A 15,878-nucleotide genomic window follows, 5' to 3' on the forward strand; every position below is an offset into this window, starting at 1 on the left:
CAAGTGAAAGTAGTCTTTGAGAATCATATTGTTCAGGAGGGAACCGATCATGGCAGAGTCCAAGGTCTATTTTACCGATTTTCGCACGATCGCCTTTGGCGATAGCCTGCCTATCAAACTGAAGAAACTCATCCGCAAGGCCGGCATCGGCCAAATCGACATGGATGGCAAGTTTGTGGCCATTAAGATGCACTTCGGAGAGCTGGGCAACATCAGCTATCTCCGCTCCAATTACGCCAAGGCGGTAGCCGACGTAGTAAAGGAGCTGGGCGGCAAGCCCTTCCTTACCGACTGCAACACTATGTACCCCGGCAGCCGTAAAAACGCTCTGGAGCACCTGGAGTGCGCTTGGGAAAATGGTTTCACGCCCCTCTCTGTGGGCTGCCCTGTTATTATCGGCGATGGACTGAAGGGGACTGACGATGTGGCTGTCCCCGTGGTGGGCGGTGAGTATGTGAAGGAGGCGAAGATTGGCCGTGCTGTGATGGACGCCGACGTTTTCATCAGCCTGACCCACTTCAAGGGACATGAGATGACCGGCTTCGGCGGGGCCATTAAGAACATCGGCATGGGCTGCGGCTCCCGGGCCGGTAAAACCGAGCAGCACAGCAGTGGAAAGCCCAGCATCTCCCCTGATCGGTGCCGGGGCTGCCTGCGCTGCCAGCGGGAGTGCGCCAACGGCGGACTGGTCTTTGACCAGCAGACACGGAAGATGCATGTGGACCACGACCACTGTGTAGGCTGCGGGCGCTGTCTGGGAGCCTGTAACTTTGACGCTATCTCCTTTGACAACGACAACGCCAACGAAGTCCTCAACTGCCGCATGGCGGAGTACACCAAAGCCGTGGTGGACGGCCGTCCCTCCTTCCACATCTCTTTGGTGGTGGATGTTTCTCCCAACTGCGACTGCCATTGTGAGAATGACGCCCCCATCCTGCCCGACCTGGGGATGTTTGCCTCCTTTGATCCCCTGGCGCTGGACCAGGCCTGCGTAGACGCCTGTCTGGCTGCTACCCCCATGCCCAACAGCCAGTTGTCCGACCATCTGGCCGACCCCGGCTTCCACGACCACCACGATCACTTCACCAACTCCTCCCCTGAGTCCGAGTGGCGCACCTGCCTGGAACACGCCGAGAAGATCGGTCTGGGGAGCCGGAAATACGAATTGATTCGCGTCTAATCCCGCGCACATGAATCATCCTCCCGCCTTACCAGCGGGAGGATGGTTTTTTCTGTTCCGCTGACTGGTTGATTTCCCATGCCCCCGGTGATACAATGATATTTGACCGTCGTCTTTCAATCCATCCGGCCGCGTTGACCTGAGGAAGGAGTTTTTATGGAACAGACCAAACTGTGCACCGTAACTGTGGGCGAGACTGCGCGCGCCTACCCCTATGGGACCACTTATCAAACCATTGCCGCTGACTTTCAGGAGCAATATGAAAACGACATTCTGCTGGTCAGCCGAAACGGGAAGCTCTGTGAGCTGAATAAAACATTGGACCGGGACTGCACCCTGGACATAATCACAGCAAAGGACAAGCCCGGCATCCAAACCTACGAGCGAAGCGCGGTCTTTCTGATGCTCAAGGCCTTTTATGATGTGGCAGGCAGCGAAAACGTGGAGCGAATTTCTGTGGAATACTCTATTGGCCCAGGGCTGTTTATTCGGGCCAAGGGCAGCTTTGTCCTCAACCAGTCCCTCTTGGATCAGGTCGGCGAGCGGATGCGGCTGCTTGTAAACCAGGCAATCCCCATTCAAAAACACTCTATCAGCACGGACGACGCTGTGGACCTGTTTCAGAAAAATCGGATGTACGACAAGTCCCGTTTGTTTGAATTCCGGATCAATTCCCATGTCAATATCTATTCTCTAGACGGCTTTTCAGACTATTTTTATGGATACATGGTCCCGGACACCAGCTATCTCAAATGGTTTGATCTTCAACTGTTCCAGGAAGGCTTTGTCCTTCTTCTGCCCAGCCAGAAAAACCCCCATGCGCTGGCGGAATTCCACCCCTCTGTCAAGGTCTTTCAGGCCCTTTATGATGCCACGCTTAGGTCCGAGAAGCTGGGCATTTCCAACGTGGCGGAGATGAATGAGACGATTGCCAGCGGCGGCGCCACCCAGATGATCCTGACCCAGGAGGCCATGATGGAGAAGCAGATTGGCGACATCGCCGAAGAGATCTCCCGACGGAAAGACGTCCGGTTTATCATGATCGCCGGCCCCTCCTCCTCTGGTAAGACCACCTTCTCTCACCGCCTGTCCACACAGCTGCTGGCCTGTGGGATGCGCCCCCACCCCATCGCCACAGACAACTATTTTAAAAACCGCGCAGATACTCCCCGCGACGAGAATGGGCAGTATGATTTTGAAAGTCTGGGGGCCATGGATGTCGAACTGTTTAATCAGGATATGACCAGGCTTCTGCGGGGGGAGAGCGTTGAGATTCCTCAATTCAACTTCAAAAAGGGGGCGCGGGAATATAATGGTGACTACCTCACCCTCGGCCCCCAGGATATTCTCGTCATCGAGGGCATCCACTGCCTGAATGACCAGTTTTCCTATTCGCTCCCCACGGCAAGCAAGTATAAAATCTATATTAGCTGTCTGACTACACTGAATATCGATGACCACAACCGCATCCCTACCACGGACGCCCGCCTCCTCCGCCGGATCGAGCGGGACGCCAGGACTCGGGGGTACAGCGCAAGAGCCACGATCCAGATGTGGCCGTCTGTCAGACGGGGCGAGGAGCGTTATATCTTCCCCTATCAGGACAGCGCGGATGTGATCTTTAATTCTGCCCTGATCTATGAAACGGCTTTGCTGAAGCCATATATCGAGTCTTTGCTCTTTGCCGTGCCCAAAGACTGTGACGAGTACACAGAGGCCAAACGTCTTTTGAAGTTCCTGAACTACTTTTTACCTATTCCTTCCGACGATGTGCCGAAGACCTCCCTGATGCGGGAGTTTATCGGCGGCGGCTGTTACAAGGTCTGAAGACAGGCCCTGCCGCCTGTGTTTTTTGGAATAAATATAGAGCCTGTGACTTTTGTCACAGGCTTTTTCTATTAAAAAGTTAGAAAACATGATATAATTTGATATTTTCTCTTCAGAATTTATACATCGCTTTTGTTTTTTCGGTCCAAAAGCACCACTTATCCAAACGAAGATTGTGTCATCGGTTAGAATCTTATAGTTTCTAATCGATGGCTTCTACTGTGATTTCTATTGGTGTTGTACTCTATTTTCCCAAAGCCTACTTTCTAACTTTCTGAATAAGCGCTTTAACCTGTTCTTTTTTTATCACTTTACCATAGGACACCACCTTGCCATCTACCACCAGCGCCGGGGTCGTCATTACGCCATAGGCGGCGATCTGTGTGAAATCCGTTACATGATCGATGGCGGTGTCCATCTCCAACTCGGCCAGCGCCTCACGAGTGGCCTCCTCCAAAGCGTTGCACTTGGCACACCCGGAGCCAAGCACCTTAACGCCACCGGAAGCCTTGACCGCCTCTGCATGGGCCATCGTTTCTGGGGTGCAGTTGCCGCCACAGCAGCAGGACGCAGGTTCTTCTTTCTTCTTGCTGAACAGTCTCATGTTTCATTACCTCCTAAAAATTAAATCAAAATGAATTGGAACACATTGAACAGATAGCCGACGATGACGATACCAATGGTGCAGATGGCGATAAACAACGCCAGCAGTTTTGGCTTGACGGCTTTGCGGAGCATGATAAGGGACGGCAGAGACAAGGTAGTAACAGCCATCATAAAGGATAAGACGGTGCCGAGTTGTGCCCCCTTAGAAAGCAATGCCTCCGCAACAGGAATTGTGCCGAAAATATCCGCATACATCGGAATACCAACGATAGTAGCCAGGATCACACCAAAGGGATTACTGCTGCCAAGCACCGTTTCGATCCAACTTTCCGGTATCCAGTTGTGGATCACAGAGCCAATCCCGACACCGATTAAAATATAGGGGAACACTTTCTTAAACGTACCAAGCATTTGTTCCTTTGCGTAGGTAAGCCGTTCCCGGATCCTCAGTTCTGGAGACTCAATATCAACACTGCCAGCCGAAAGTACAAAACTTTCAACATACTTTCCCATACGCAGCTTTTCAATCATGGTACCGCCGATCACCGCAATCACGAGCCCAAGGATCACATAGACAACAGCCACTTTTGCGCCGAAAATGCTCATGAGCAGGACCAGACTTCCTAAATCGACCATTGGAGACGAAATCAGAAAAGAAAATGTCACGCCCAAAGGAAGCCCCGCACTTGTGAAACCAATAAACAGCGGAATAGATGAGCATGAACAAAAAGGCGTTACGGTTCCCAACAGAGCGGAAATGATATTTGCCCAAATCCCACGGAAACGCCCTAAAATGCGTTTGCTCCGTTCCGGAGGGAAATAACTTTGGATATAGGAAATCGTAAAAATCAGCACACAGAGCAGCACCGTGATTTTCAAAACATCATAGATGAAAAACTGAATACTGCCGCCTATGCGTCCATTTACATCCAAGCCCAGCGTCGACAGCCCAACGCCAAGAAGTTCATTCAGCCATTTCATGCCAAGCACCTGGTCTTGAATGAAATCCCACACGCCCATACAAAAACCTCACTTTCCATAGATAGAAAATATATCAAAAATTTTTGATGTGTCGTGCCGATAGAAACGCCATCTTCTTAGATGGCGTTTCTATCCACACCGAGAACAGGATACCTCCTGCTCTATGTTTGGAGTTGTCAACTCCTTCAGCAGTTCCACCGCATAATCCCGTCCCGAAGAACTTAGGCGATAATGCGTCCATTTACCCTCCTGACGGCTGGTAACAATGCCAGAGTCACAGAGGATTTTCATGTGGTAGGAAAGGCCAGATTGGGTCAAACCTAACGGCTCTTGCAGGATACAGGCACACTTTTCACCGCTCCTTAACTGTTCCAAAATCGCAAGGCGCTTTGGATCGCAGAGAGCCTTAAACACCTTGGCCTGCTCCTGATACGCTGTCTCCATGTTTCACCTCACATCAAATTATTTTGATATGATTATTGTATGCGGCAAGTTGGCTTTTGTCAACAGTAAAATCAGAAATTTTTGAAATCACCGCCCACCACGGTCAAGAGAACGCCGGGGCCGCTTGCGGCCTTTCTCCGCCTGTTCCCGCTGTTTGCCGGCCTCCACCGCCGCCGCTATCTGCTCCAGCACAAAGGACCGCAAGTCCCAATAAAGGAGACTTGCGGTCCTTATGGTTCATTCCCACTCTATGGTACCAGTAGGCTTTGGTGTCAGGTCAAACAGCACTCGATTAACTCCCTTTACCTCGCTGGTAATGCGGGCTGTGATATGCTGGAGCAAGTCGAAGGGCACATTCTCCACTGTGGCGGTCATGGCGTCCACGGTATTGACAGCCCGGATAATGACGCACCACTCGTCGGCCCGCTTGTTCTCCCGGACGCCCACGCTCCTCAGGTCGGGAATGGCGGTAAAATACTGCCACACCTTCCCCTCCAAGCCGTTTTTTGCGAATTCCTCCCGAAGAATGGCATCCGACTCCCGGACAGCTTCCAGGCGGTCCCTAGTAATCGCGCCCAGGCAGCGCACTCCCAGGCCAGGACCGGGGAAGGGCTGGCGGTACACCATGGAATCGGGTAGGCCCAGAGCCTTACCACAGGCCCGCACCTCATCCTTGAACAGCATCTTTAGCGGCTCTACCAGCGCAAAGTTCAGATCCTCCGGCAGACCGCCCACGTTGTGGTGGCTCTTGACCGCCTTGACGGTTTTGGTTCCGCTCTCGATGATATCAGGGTAGATGGTCCCCTGACCCAGAAATTGGATACCCTCCAGCTTTCGGGCCTCCTCCTCAAAGACGCGGATGAACTCCGCTCCAATGATCTTACGCTTCTGTTCCGGATCAGCTACCCCGGCCAGCTTGTCCAGGAAGCGGTCCACCGCGTCCACATAGACCAGATTGGCGCCCAGCTCCTCACGGAAGACCTTGACCACCTGTTCGGGCTCCCCCTTACGCAGCAGGCCGTGGTTCACATGCACACAGGTGAGCTGTTTGCCGATGGCCTTAATGAGCAGAGCGGCCACCACAGAGGAGTCTACTCCTCCGGACAGGGCCAGCAGCACCTTTTTACCGCCCACCTGCTGGCGGATGAGCTCCACCTGGTCGGCAATAAAGTTCTCCATATTCCAGTTGGCTTCTGCCCCACAGATGGTAAAAATAAAGTTGGACAGAGCCTGCTTGCGTTCCTCTGCATTCTCCGGCCAAGGGGAATCTCCCTTGTGGTCCACCAGCAGCGCAGGGATATCACAGTTGTAGATGTCCTGGGACACGTCAATCTCCACACCATCCACCACCCGGTTGGGGCCCCCGTTCAAGATGATACCCTTGACATTGGGCAGGGCTCTCAGCTCGGCCAGCGTGATGTCGTGGGGGTGTATCTCACTGTACACGCCAAGGGCACGGATTTCACGGGCCAGTCTAGGATTTTCCTCACTGCCCAGGTCCAGAATGACGATCATATCCTGTTTCATTGGCAAATGCCTCCTTATTTTTCTCTCTCGAATATCCTATCATGCCGCGTCCCTTCCCGCAAGAGTAAATCGTAAAAACGTCCCTCGCCTCTTGCAAAAGAGTACAAAGTAGGGTATACTGCCCTTGGCATTCCAGCGTTCTTCTTGATATGAAGAACGCCCAAAAAATTGCGCTGCATCCGCAATATGGCGGAGCGGCAGCAGGAGGAACTGAATATGGAAAAGGCAAAAACCAATCTCACGTACCTGATCGAATTGGCCCTGCTCGTCGGGATCCTGCTGATGATGAACATTACAGGACTGGCGATGATCCCTCTACCTGGACAGTACGCGTCGATCATGACTGTACCAGTGGCTGTGGGCGCGATGATGCTTGGGCCTTTAGCTGGGGGAGTTCTGGGCGGTGTGATGGGCTGTATCAGCTTCTATACCGCCATCAAAACTGGGTTCAGCACCCTGTTGCTTGCGGGCTACACCGGCGGTATAGTGGTAGTTCTCAGCTTCATCAATACTATCATTCCTCGCATCCTGATGGGTATCTGCGTGGGCTGGGTATACCGGGCCGCCAGCAGACTGGACCGGGGAAACACGATTTCCTATTACATCGGCGGCATTGCGGCTCCGCTGCTGAACACCCTTTTCTACATGACGGTGCTGGTCCTGATCTTTTTGAACGCCCCCACCCTCCAAGCGCTTCTGGGCGAGGAGCTGATGGCTAAGTTCCAGGATAACATCCTGCTATTTGTGGCCGCCTACGTGGGGGTCCAGGCCCTGATTGAAGCCGCGCTGGGCTGCGTCATCAGTGGCTCTGTCTGTAAGGCCCTGCGCGTCGTGCTGAAACAGTGAAGGGGGAGAGGTCATGCAAGAGATCGGGATTATGGATGTGGGCGGCTTTCAGGTCGGTCACGCCCAAGATTTGGAGGGAGCCACTGGATGCACTGTCATCCTCTGCGACCGGATGAGCCCCGCCGGACTGGATGTCCGGGGCGGCGGCCCGGCCTCCCGCGAGTCCCAAATATTGAATCCTGTGGCTGCCGCCGAGGGGATCAACGCGGTACTGCTGTCCGGTGGCAGCGCCTTTGGTCTGGATGCCGCCGGCGGAGTCCAGCGGTATCTGGAGGAGCGAGGCATCGGCTTTGACACAGGGGTGGCCAAAGTCCCCCTGGTAAGTCAGTCTTGCCTGTTTGACCTGGGTGTTGGCAGCAAGGAGGTGCGGCCCACTGCGGACATGGCCTATCAGGCCTGTGAGAACGCCAGCCGGTCCGCCCCCGCCCTTGGGAATGTGGGCGCCGGCACCGGCTGCTCCATTGGAAAGTACCGTGGAATGGACAGGGCGATGAAATCAGGTTTCGGCACCTTTGCCCTTCAGTCCGGCCCTGTTAAGGTGGGCGCCCTGGTGGCGGTGAATGCGCTGGGTGATGTGTATAGCCCCGACGGAAAAGTGGTCGCCGGGCTGCTTGATAAGAAGAAATCAGGGCTGTCCTGCACCTTGGATGAGCTGTTTTCCGATGCTTCTCCAACCGGGAATCTGTTTACTGGCAATACTACGTTAGGCATTATCGTCACCAACGCACAATTTTCCAAAACCCCTCTGACCAAGATTGCTGGTATGGCCCACAACGGCTATGCCAGGGCCATTCGCCCGGTTCACACCACCGCTGACGGAGACAGCATCTATGCTCTCTCCGTGGGCTCTGTTCCGGGTGACGTCAATCTGGTGGGTGCCCTGGCCGCTCAGGCCATGGAGATGGCGATCCTTCGAGCTGTCCAGACGGCGAAATCCGCCTATGGACTGATTGGTTTGTCTGACCTTTCCCACTGACCATGGGGCCTCCCTTCTGTATTTCCACCAGGGAAATGGCTCTTTTAGGAGAGGATTACCGCTATTCCCAGAGATATAAGTTTTTTGAGAGTAAGTAAGCACGGCTGAAGTCTGTCGAGTGGAAAGCGCAGCAGGAACAGGACAAAGCGAAAAAGGACTAACGTACAAGGCGGGAACATCATTTTAATGGTGTTCCCATTTTTTCATAAAGCAGTATTTTTTTGAATAATAGTATTTATTTAGGATTTTCAAAAATTATAATGTTTATAACAGATAGCTCAATAAAATTTTCTAAAACGCTCCAGCGCAATACCAATGCATAATAATCCCCTTTGACTATCGGAAATATCGCCCATTTCTTGTTCCAACATCTGTTTACGGCTGCGAAAATCTTTCGCATATTCAAAAAATACCTGTCCGGCAAAGGTTCGCCATGGGATTTCATTGTTTTCCAGCTTGTATTCTATATAGCCATCGGAAGAGAACTTATTCTCCAGTAAATGGAATCCCCATGTAATATTTGATGTTTATATTATTATCTATCTGATATAGATCCAATTGTCCTTCATTACATACCTGTTTATGTTCCAAAAAATTCTGTACATAGGTCTTTTGTAGTTTCACACTACCTGTATATTTTTCGTTTTTCAGAATCTTTCCGTTCCTTGTCTCCTTGCGGAGATGGGATATCCATTTCCTTCAGTCTAAGGGATATCTTTGAAAGACTTTCTCCCTTACGAGCCATATCATAAATGAGCCGAATGATTTGCGCCTCCTCTTCATTGATCACGAGTCAGCCGTCTTTGTCATGAGTGTACCCATAACAGATTCTTTGATAATACCTGGACTCTGGGGTCCCCAATGCTTTTCTCAGCCCCCATTTGATATCTCCGCTTTTGGAACGGCCTTCTTGCTACGCTCTAGCGCAGATCACTGTCAGAAGAAACTCCGAGCTTTCGTAGAGAAAATGAATTTCCTCCAGCCCAAAATAAATGTCAGCCTTTCGCCTGTGTCCTGCTTCCGATGCCGGAAAAATGCCGGCGAATGTCCAATGAAGGATTCGCTTAATCCATTCCTCATAGTATTGTTCCTGTAAGAATAAACAGGTTCGTTGTTCTAAGCCGTTCGTACTGATGCGGCAGTATACTGCCACCTTTGGCTGTGTTGGTGTGAGTATGAGATCATTCGGCGGTATTATTCTGACAGGCCCCATGACTTTCCTATCAAAGTACACGCTGCATGAGAATGACTTTTCGCCCTGTTTCTACGACTTTTTTCTTGGCGGAGAACATCAAAGATAATTTCCTCATGATGACCATTTATGACTGTTTCAAGGAAGATTTTAAACAATGCCTTGCATCTCTCATCGAGTTTTACAACACACAGAGGCCGCATCGCACATTGAAAAACCGAACGCCCTGTCAGATGGAAGATACGTTCATGAGCGACAAATAAAGAGAGCAGCTTGCTGACATAACGGGGGTTCAAATCTCGCCATTTAGACGTTTTGCGTTTTCATTTTACTCGGTTTATATGATTGGTGAGAGTGGCACTCCGCATAAGAATGCCAGAACCCCTTGCCGCAAGAGGTTCTGGCATAAAACACCCCCAACTGATCGAAACCATGACAAGCATTTGTTCAGATCGGATGGGGGTGTTCATTCGCAGTTTACCGTTGTACACGGCCGGAGCCGTCTCCGCCCACCAGGCGCTTGACCTCGTCAGCGGTGGACAGGTTGAAGTCCAGCTCAATGGTCTGCTTGAGACAGGATGCGGCGGCGGCATATTCAATAGTCTCCTGGGGGCCGTAGTCGTTCATAATTCCGTAGAGCAGACCAGCGGTGAAGGAATCTCCGCCCCCCACCCGGTCTACTAGGTGGATCATGTACTGCTTGGAGAAGTAGGGCTTACCGTTTGTATACAGCATTGCGCTCCACTCATTGTCCGAGGCACTGATGCTGCGCCGCAGGGTGACGGCTACCATCTTGGTTCCGTAGGTCTGGCAGATCTGCTCCGCCACATCTATGTAGCCCTCCCGGTTGAGCTTACCCTGGGTCACATCAGTATCACGGGCCTTAATGCCCAACACCTTCTCTGCATCCTCCTCGTTGGCCACCAGCACGTCGATGTAGGGCATCAGCTGGACCATGCACGCATTGGCCTCAGCCTCAGTCCACAGATTTTTGCGGTAATTCAGGTCACAGCTGACGGTCAGTCCCATCTCCTTGGCCTTTCTGCACGCCTTGATACACACCGAGGGGATGGTTTTACTCAAGGCGGGGGTGATGCCCGTCATGTGGAAATGGGTGGCCCCGGCAAAAATATCTTCCCAGTCAAAATCCTCATAGGCGCAGGTGGCGATAGAGGTATATTTGCGGTCATAGACGATCTTGGAGGGGCGTTGGGATGCCCCCTTCTCCGCATAAAACACACCCATCCGCTCCCCGCCGTAGGCGATATGGCTGGTCCCCACATTGAACTTGCGCAGCTCCGCCACACCGCAGGCGGCAATATCGTTGTCAGGCAGCCGAGTCACGAATTCCGTGTCCATCCCCATCATCGCCAGGGAGACGCACACGTTGGCCTCCGCACCAGTATAATTGATCTGGAAGTGGTCCGCCTGGATAAAGCGCAGATACCCCTCTGGATTGAGACGGAGCAGATAATCTCCGAAGCCTACCATTTTCTTCATTGTGATCTCTCCTTATTTCTGGATACCGTTATACAGGCCCTGAACGAGCAGCATCCCGGCAGTGGCGCCCTGGTCCTCAGTTCCCAGGGCCTTGGCCGCAAAGACGGCGGCCTTGCCGTATTTGGGCGTCATCTCTTTGGTGGACTCCAGGCCCCGCTTTGCCCCCTCCAGGGCCGCAGCGGCGGTGTCCTCCAATCCGCTTCCAGATGTGGCCGCCTGCTCCGCCGCATCGGCAGCCGGGAAGATGGCGTCCAGCACAGTGCGCTCTCCGGGGACACACTTGCCCCGCTTGGCAATTCCATCCGCGAAGCCACGCAGGAATGCCGCAAAGGCGGAGGCGTCCACCTCTTCCTTCCCTATCAGGCGCTTACCGCCCTCCATCCATCCGGAGGACATCAGTGTACCCATGGTAGAAGGAACTACGCTGGACATCTTCATGCCGGCCTTAGACAAGCGCTTGCCCATGTCTGCTTCCTCCAAGCCAGCATAAATCTCCGGCAGGGCACAGTAGCCTTTCTTCATGGTCAGGCCCAGGTCCCCGTCGCCCATGCGGGCGTCCATCTCGCACAGGTGGTCTGCCTGCTCGGTCATTATCTGAGCTACCGCCTCCATAACAGCGGTCCAATCCTTCGCTTGAATGACTTTCATGGTCGACGCTCCTTACTTCTGGCAGTAGAAGGGGGTGCTGACGGGCATATCCAGCATAGCCTTAGTCTCGCTGTCCACCTTCATGATGGAGATGGACGCCCCCATCATCTCCATGGAAGTAGCGAACTCGCCCACAAAGGTGCGGTAGATGGAGATGCCTTTGTCCTCCAACTGCTGGGAAACGCTGTTGGACAGAATGTACAGCTCCTCAATAGAGGTGGCGCCCAGGCCGTTGATGAGCAGGGCGACCTCATCGCCGGAGGCAAGGGGCATATCCTTCAGCAGGGTGTCCAGAGATTCAGCGGCCAGCTCGTCGGCCGTCTTGATGGGGCCGTTCCACACGCCGGGCTCTCCGTGGATACCCATGCCCATGGCCATCTCGTTCTCGCCCAGGGTGAAGTTGGAGTGACCCACCTCAGGAATGACACAGGGGGTCAGGGCAAAGCCCACAGTACGGGTGTTGTCCTTGGCCTTCTGGGCCGCAGCCAGCACCTCGTCCAGAGTGCCCATCTGGGCGGCCTTGGCACCGGCGCACTTGTACATAAAGAAGATGCCGGCCACACCCCGGCGGGCGGCCGGATCGGCGTTGGAGTTGACGTCGTCCGCGCCCACAATGGAAGCAGTCTTGATATCCTCCAGGTCGCACATCTCGGCGGCCATGTCAAAATTCATGATATCACCGGTATAGTTGCCATAGAGGTACAGGATGCCGCCGCCGTTGTTGACCTCTTTGCTGATCTCAAAAATCTGCTCGGCGCTGGGTGACTGGAACACGCTGCCCACAGCGCAGCCGTCCAACAGGTTCTCCCCCACATAGCCCAGGAACAGGGGCAGGTGGCCAGTGCCGCCACCAGTGATGATGGAAACCTTACCGGGAACCTTTTTCTTTGTGCAGTAGCAGCGCAGATCGTTATTGACATATCCCACCTGGTCGCTGTGGGCACGGTAGATACCCTTGAGCATATCGTCGGTGTACTGGGCGGGATCGTTGATGATCTTTTTCATGGAACAGACCTCCTTCAAGCTTTTTTTACAATGTGGACGGCAAAGCCGCCGACTTCTTCCTCCAGGTAGACCGCCACCAGGTTGCCCTTGGCGTCCACGTTCTTAAACTCCTCCCGCGTAGGGATACCCTTGGCCTTGAAATAAGCCAAGGCCCGATCGGGGGAATAGGTAAAGATGCCGATGTGTCCGAACTTGCCCGGGAACTGCTGGTTGCAGCACTCCACATAGGTGCCGGCGAAGTTGGAGCGGCCGCCCTCCTTGACCTGGAAGCCGAAGCGCTCGGCGAACCAACGCGCGGTGGCCAGCCCCTCCTCCTTGCTATCCCCGTTGATGCCGATGTGGGCCAGGGAGAAGCCCAGGGATTTCTCCACTGACTTCTGGCACAGGGCGGTGATTCCTTCCCAGTCCTGGGCTTCCACCATGGCGGCGGGAGCCATGAAGCTGCCACCCACCGCGGCGATCTTGTCGCTGGAGAGATACTCCTCCATGTTACTCAGGTTGATGCCGGCGGTGGGAATGAACTGGATGCTGCCGTAAGGGCCGCACAACTGCTTAATGGTGGCCATGCCGTTCATGGGCTCGGAGGGGAAGAACTTAAAGGTGGTCAGACCCATCTCCAGCCCCGCTTCAATCTCAGTTGGGGTGATGCAGCCCGGAACTACAGGCATCTCCAGCTCCAGGCAGCGGGCTACCACCTTGGGATTGAAGCCTGGTGTGACAACGAAGTCCGCTCCGGCCTCCTTGGCCTGGTCCACCTGCTCGCAGCGCAGGATAGTACCGGCGCCAGCCAGCATCTGGGAGTCAGTTGACTTGATGGCCCGCAGACAGTCCATAGCCTTTTCCGCCCGCATGGTGACCTCGATGAGAGGCAGTCCGCCGCGGCGCAGGGCGGCGGCGACTTGGGGCGCGGTGTCCGGGTCCTTCAGGCCCAGAACGGGAACGACCCCGTGCTCCTTGATGATTTTTATTGCATCCATATGAAGAAAATTCCTTTCCAATGGCCGTGATGAGCTGCCGCGGGCAGCTCATCACGGACCACATACATTCGATTTAACTCAGCCAGCCTTCTGAGCGCTAGCCTCCTTGCGCTTGCGCAGGACAGCCTTCAAAACGGGCCAGCACAAGGTGAGGATGATGGCGATGAAAAGCACACAGGACACCGGACGGGTCACAAAGGTGGCCCAGCTGCCGTGGCTCATGACCAGGGCGCGGCGCATATTGGACTCCAGCATGGAACCCAGCAGCAAGCCGAGAACGAAGGGGCCATTGGGGAATTTGAATACCTTCAGGAAGAAGCCCAGAACGGCGGCGGCAAACATAATAGCCACATCAAAGAAGGTGTTGTTCAGGGCGAAAGACCCCACCACGCACAGGATACACACGGCGGTCCAGACGGTGGGCTGGGAGACATTGAGCACCTTGGCCGAGATCTTAGCAGTAGCCAGGCCGAAGATGAGGAATACCACGTTGGCCAGCAGCATCATCAGCATGATCTGGGCGGTAAAGGAGGCGTTCTCAGTAAACATCTTGATGCCGGGCTGCATTCCGTACATGGTCAAAGAACCAATCAGGATGGCGGTCACCGCATCGCCTGGAATACCCAGGGTCATCATGGTGGTCATGGCGCCGCCGATGACGGCATTGTTGGCGGTGGAGCTGACGGCCAAGCCCTCCAGCGAGCCCTTGCCGTACTCCTCGGGGTGCTTACTCATTTTCTTGGCGTTGCCCCAGGAGATAATGGAGGCGATATCGCCGCCCGCCGCGGGGATGGCGCCAATAATGGTGCCCTCAACTGCCGCAATCAGGGTAGGAACTGCAAGCTCCTTAGCCTGCTTGGCTGTGGGCAGGACGCGGCCAAGGGCCAAGTTGACTTTCCGAGCCTCCAACTCCTTCTCCTGGTCGGCCTTGCGGAAGGTGTAAATCTGATAGAACACCTCACCGATGCCGAACATACCAATCATGACTGGGATGAAGGAGATACCGCCCAGCAGAGCAGTCTGGCCGAAGGTGAACCGTTTGATGGACAGGATGGGGTCCAGGCCTACACAGGAAAGCAGAATGCCGGCCATACCCAGGATCAGCCCCTTGAGCACGCTGCCCTCTGAGACAGCCACCATCATCGACAGGCCAAACAGGGCCAGCATACAGTATTCGGGCGCATTAAAGGAAATGGTAAAGTTGGCAATGGGGGTAGAAAACAGAATGAGGCAAAAGGTGGAGAAAATGCCTCCAATGAAGGAGTAAATGACGTTGATGCCCAGCGCCAGACCACCTTTACCCTGACGGTAGAGGGAATAGCCGTCAAAGGACTGGGTAATGGACGCAGGGGTGCCGGGGGTGTTGACCAGAATTGCGGAAATACCGCCGGCAAAGATGGCAGCGTTCCACAGGCCCATCAGCATGGCGAAGCCGTCCGCCGGCTCAAACCAGAAGGTGATGGGCGTCATGATGGCAATACCCATGGTGGCAGACAGGCCGGGCAGAGCACCGATGACCGTTCCAATACAAACGCCGATACACAAAAACAGGATAACAGAGGGCTGCAGGCACAGCTGTAGTGCGCCGAGCCAAACTTCAGCAGACATTCGGGTTCATCTCCTTTTACTGCTCTACTGCCTTATCGGTTGAACTGGATGGAGAAGCCGACAACAAAGGCCAGGTAGATAAACGCGGTAAAGACCACGGTATAAATGATGTTGTACTTCAGCTTTCGGCCGAAAATGGCGTTCAGGGCAAAGCACAAAATGGGCACACAGACAATAAACCGCTTTGTGGTCTGCCACAGGATGAAAAAGATTACAATGGACACAGCAGTCAGGCCCAGGCGCTTGAGGTTAAACTTGATTTCGGGGTCGACTTGGAAATACTGCACGGATCCTTTTTGCAGGATTCCGCGCACAAACAAGATGGTACCTAGAATGCCCACAGCAAAGCCCAGCAGCACTGGGAAGAAGCCCGCACCGGGCACACCGTCGGAGGACTGGGCGTTGACTCGCATGGTATCCTCCAAAAGCGTATAAATCGCCACCGAGTATCCAAAAATGGCGGTAATCAGGCCGGGAATTGTATCGCCCTTATGCATGGGAACCCTCCTTTTTTTATCAGCGAGGAAAAGCCGCGCTCACGCCCGAAGGCCTGAGCGCGGC

At 54.0% G+C, this 15,878-nt stretch carries 16 protein-coding genes; 5 read left to right on the top strand and 11 right to left on the bottom strand.

Annotated elements, in window-relative coordinates:
• Window positions 1-49 precede the first annotated feature (49 nt).
• Together MCG44_RS10010 and MCG44_RS10015 are read left to right on the top strand one after the other, a co-directional pair.
• A complete protein-coding gene (locus MCG44_RS10010) occupies window positions 50-1,180 on the top strand; it encodes a DUF362 domain-containing protein (RefSeq protein WP_186853091.1) in 1,131 nt (376 codons plus the stop codon).
• A gap of 156 nt (window positions 1,181-1,336) precedes the next feature.
• A complete protein-coding gene (locus MCG44_RS10015; protein WP_186853092.1) occupies window positions 1,337-3,007 on the top strand; it encodes a nucleoside kinase in 1,671 nt (556 codons plus the stop codon).
• A gap of 259 nt (window positions 3,008-3,266) precedes the next feature.
• On the opposite strand, the gene MCG44_RS10020 is transcribed toward MCG44_RS10015, so the two are convergent.
• The 4 genes from MCG44_RS10020 to guaA form a co-directional block, all read right to left on the bottom strand.
• Window positions 3,267-3,611, bottom strand: a complete 345-nt coding sequence (locus MCG44_RS10020) for a thioredoxin family protein (RefSeq protein ID WP_240288018.1) — start codon at window positions 3,609-3,611, stop codon at window positions 3,267-3,269.
• A gap of 20 nt (window positions 3,612-3,631) precedes the next feature.
• Window positions 3,632-4,633, bottom strand: a complete 1,002-nt coding sequence (locus MCG44_RS10025; RefSeq protein WP_240288020.1) for a permease — start codon at window positions 4,631-4,633, stop codon at window positions 3,632-3,634.
• 90 nt (window positions 4,634-4,723) lie between these two features.
• On the bottom strand, window positions 4,724-5,038 hold the full coding sequence (locus MCG44_RS10030; protein WP_240288022.1) for an ArsR/SmtB family transcription factor: 315 nt from the start codon (window positions 5,036-5,038) through the stop codon (window positions 4,724-4,726).
• Between the two features lie 237 nt (window positions 5,039-5,275).
• Window positions 5,276-6,565, bottom strand: a complete 1,290-nt coding sequence (gene guaA / locus MCG44_RS10035) for a glutamine-hydrolyzing GMP synthase (RefSeq protein ID WP_240288024.1) — start codon at window positions 6,563-6,565, stop codon at window positions 5,276-5,278.
• 216 nt (window positions 6,566-6,781) lie between these two features.
• On the opposite strand from guaA, the gene MCG44_RS10040 reads away from it, so the two are divergent.
• Together MCG44_RS10040 and MCG44_RS10045 are read left to right on the top strand one after the other, a co-directional pair.
• Window positions 6,782-7,411: an ECF transporter S component gene (locus tag MCG44_RS10040; RefSeq protein ID WP_240288026.1), complete on the top strand. Its 630-nt coding sequence runs from the start codon at window positions 6,782-6,784 to the stop codon at window positions 7,409-7,411.
• 13 nt (window positions 7,412-7,424) lie between these two features.
• On the top strand, window positions 7,425-8,387 hold the full coding sequence (locus MCG44_RS10045) for a P1 family peptidase (protein WP_240288028.1): 963 nt from the start codon (window positions 7,425-7,427) through the stop codon (window positions 8,385-8,387).
• 625 nt (window positions 8,388-9,012) lie between these two features.
• On the opposite strand, the gene MCG44_RS15165 is transcribed toward MCG44_RS10045, so the two are convergent.
• Window positions 9,013-9,177, bottom strand: a complete 165-nt coding sequence (locus MCG44_RS15165; RefSeq protein WP_374740544.1) for a recombinase family protein — start codon at window positions 9,175-9,177, stop codon at window positions 9,013-9,015.
• 455 nt (window positions 9,178-9,632) lie between these two features.
• Between MCG44_RS15165 and MCG44_RS10050 the strand changes: the two genes are divergently transcribed.
• Complete coding sequence (locus tag MCG44_RS10050) at window positions 9,633-9,842, top strand: integrase core domain-containing protein (RefSeq protein WP_263858472.1); 210 nt, start codon at window positions 9,633-9,635, stop codon at window positions 9,840-9,842.
• Window positions 9,843-10,056: 214 nt separating this feature from the next.
• On the opposite strand, the gene MCG44_RS10055 is transcribed toward MCG44_RS10050, so the two are convergent.
• The 6 genes from MCG44_RS10055 to MCG44_RS10080 all read right to left on the bottom strand — a co-directional run bounded on the left by MCG44_RS10055 (window position 10,057) and on the right by MCG44_RS10080 (window position 15,814).
• On the bottom strand, window positions 10,057-11,079 hold the full coding sequence (locus MCG44_RS10055) for a sugar kinase (protein ID WP_240288030.1): 1,023 nt from the start codon (window positions 11,077-11,079) through the stop codon (window positions 10,057-10,059).
• A 12-nt stretch (window positions 11,080-11,091) separates the two neighbouring features.
• On the bottom strand, window positions 11,092-11,727 hold the full coding sequence (locus MCG44_RS10060) for a dihydroxyacetone kinase family protein (RefSeq protein WP_186852137.1): 636 nt from the start codon (window positions 11,725-11,727) through the stop codon (window positions 11,092-11,094).
• 12 nt (window positions 11,728-11,739) lie between these two features.
• On the bottom strand, window positions 11,740-12,732 hold the full coding sequence (locus MCG44_RS10065) for a dihydroxyacetone kinase subunit DhaK (RefSeq protein WP_240288032.1): 993 nt from the start codon (window positions 12,730-12,732) through the stop codon (window positions 11,740-11,742).
• Window positions 12,733-12,746: 14 nt separating this feature from the next.
• Window positions 12,747-13,709, bottom strand: a complete 963-nt coding sequence (locus MCG44_RS10070) for a bifunctional 4-hydroxy-2-oxoglutarate aldolase/2-dehydro-3-deoxy-phosphogluconate aldolase (protein WP_147571175.1) — start codon at window positions 13,707-13,709, stop codon at window positions 12,747-12,749.
• 78 nt (window positions 13,710-13,787) lie between these two features.
• Complete coding sequence (locus MCG44_RS10075; protein ID WP_147571176.1) at window positions 13,788-15,317, bottom strand: tripartite tricarboxylate transporter permease; 1,530 nt, start codon at window positions 15,315-15,317, stop codon at window positions 13,788-13,790.
• Between the two features lie 32 nt (window positions 15,318-15,349).
• Window positions 15,350-15,814, bottom strand: coding sequence for a tripartite tricarboxylate transporter TctB family protein (locus tag MCG44_RS10080; protein WP_147571177.1), 465 nt, complete (start codon window positions 15,812-15,814; stop codon window positions 15,350-15,352).
• Window positions 15,815-15,878: the final 64 nt, after the last annotated feature.

It is taken from the genome of Lawsonibacter sp. OA9, assembly GCF_022440585.1.

What these genes read in the sequence shown, in the direction of transcription:
- MCG44_RS10070 (WP_147571175.1), bottom strand. Translation starts at nt 13,709, where the DNA reads ATGGATGCAATAAAAATCATCAAGGAGCACGGGGTCGTTCCCGTTCTG.
- MCG44_RS10065 (WP_240288032.1), bottom strand. Translation starts at nt 12,732, where the DNA reads ATGAAAAAGATCATCAACGATCCCGCCCAGTACACCGACGATATGCTC.
- MCG44_RS10015 (WP_186853092.1), top strand. Translation starts at nt 1,337, where the DNA reads ATGGAACAGACCAAACTGTGCACCGTAACTGTGGGCGAGACTGCGCGC.
- MCG44_RS10020 (WP_240288018.1), bottom strand. Translation starts at nt 3,611, where the DNA reads ATGAGACTGTTCAGCAAGAAGAAAGAAGAACCTGCGTCCTGCTGCTGT.
- MCG44_RS10080 (WP_147571177.1), bottom strand. Translation starts at nt 15,814, where the DNA reads ATGCATAAGGGCGATACAATTCCCGGCCTGATTACCGCCATTTTTGGA.
- MCG44_RS10050 (WP_263858472.1), top strand. Translation starts at nt 9,633, where the DNA reads ATGACTTTTCGCCCTGTTTCTACGACTTTTTTCTTGGCGGAGAACATC.
- MCG44_RS10045 (WP_240288028.1), top strand. Translation starts at nt 7,425, where the DNA reads ATGCAAGAGATCGGGATTATGGATGTGGGCGGCTTTCAGGTCGGTCAC.
- MCG44_RS10075 (WP_147571176.1), bottom strand. Translation starts at nt 15,317, where the DNA reads ATGTCTGCTGAAGTTTGGCTCGGCGCACTACAGCTGTGCCTGCAGCCC.
- MCG44_RS10030 (WP_240288022.1), bottom strand. Translation starts at nt 5,038, where the DNA reads ATGGAGACAGCGTATCAGGAGCAGGCCAAGGTGTTTAAGGCTCTCTGC.
- MCG44_RS10025 (WP_240288020.1), bottom strand. Translation starts at nt 4,633, where the DNA reads ATGGGCGTGTGGGATTTCATTCAAGACCAGGTGCTTGGCATGAAATGG.
- guaA (WP_240288024.1), bottom strand. Translation starts at nt 6,565, where the DNA reads ATGAAACAGGATATGATCGTCATTCTGGACCTGGGCAGTGAGGAAAAT.
- MCG44_RS10055 (WP_240288030.1), bottom strand. Translation starts at nt 11,079, where the DNA reads ATGAAGAAAATGGTAGGCTTCGGAGATTATCTGCTCCGTCTCAATCCA.
- MCG44_RS10040 (WP_240288026.1), top strand. Translation starts at nt 6,782, where the DNA reads ATGGAAAAGGCAAAAACCAATCTCACGTACCTGATCGAATTGGCCCTG.
- MCG44_RS10060 (WP_186852137.1), bottom strand. Translation starts at nt 11,727, where the DNA reads ATGAAAGTCATTCAAGCGAAGGATTGGACCGCTGTTATGGAGGCGGTA.
- MCG44_RS10010 (WP_186853091.1), top strand. Translation starts at nt 50, where the DNA reads ATGGCAGAGTCCAAGGTCTATTTTACCGATTTTCGCACGATCGCCTTT.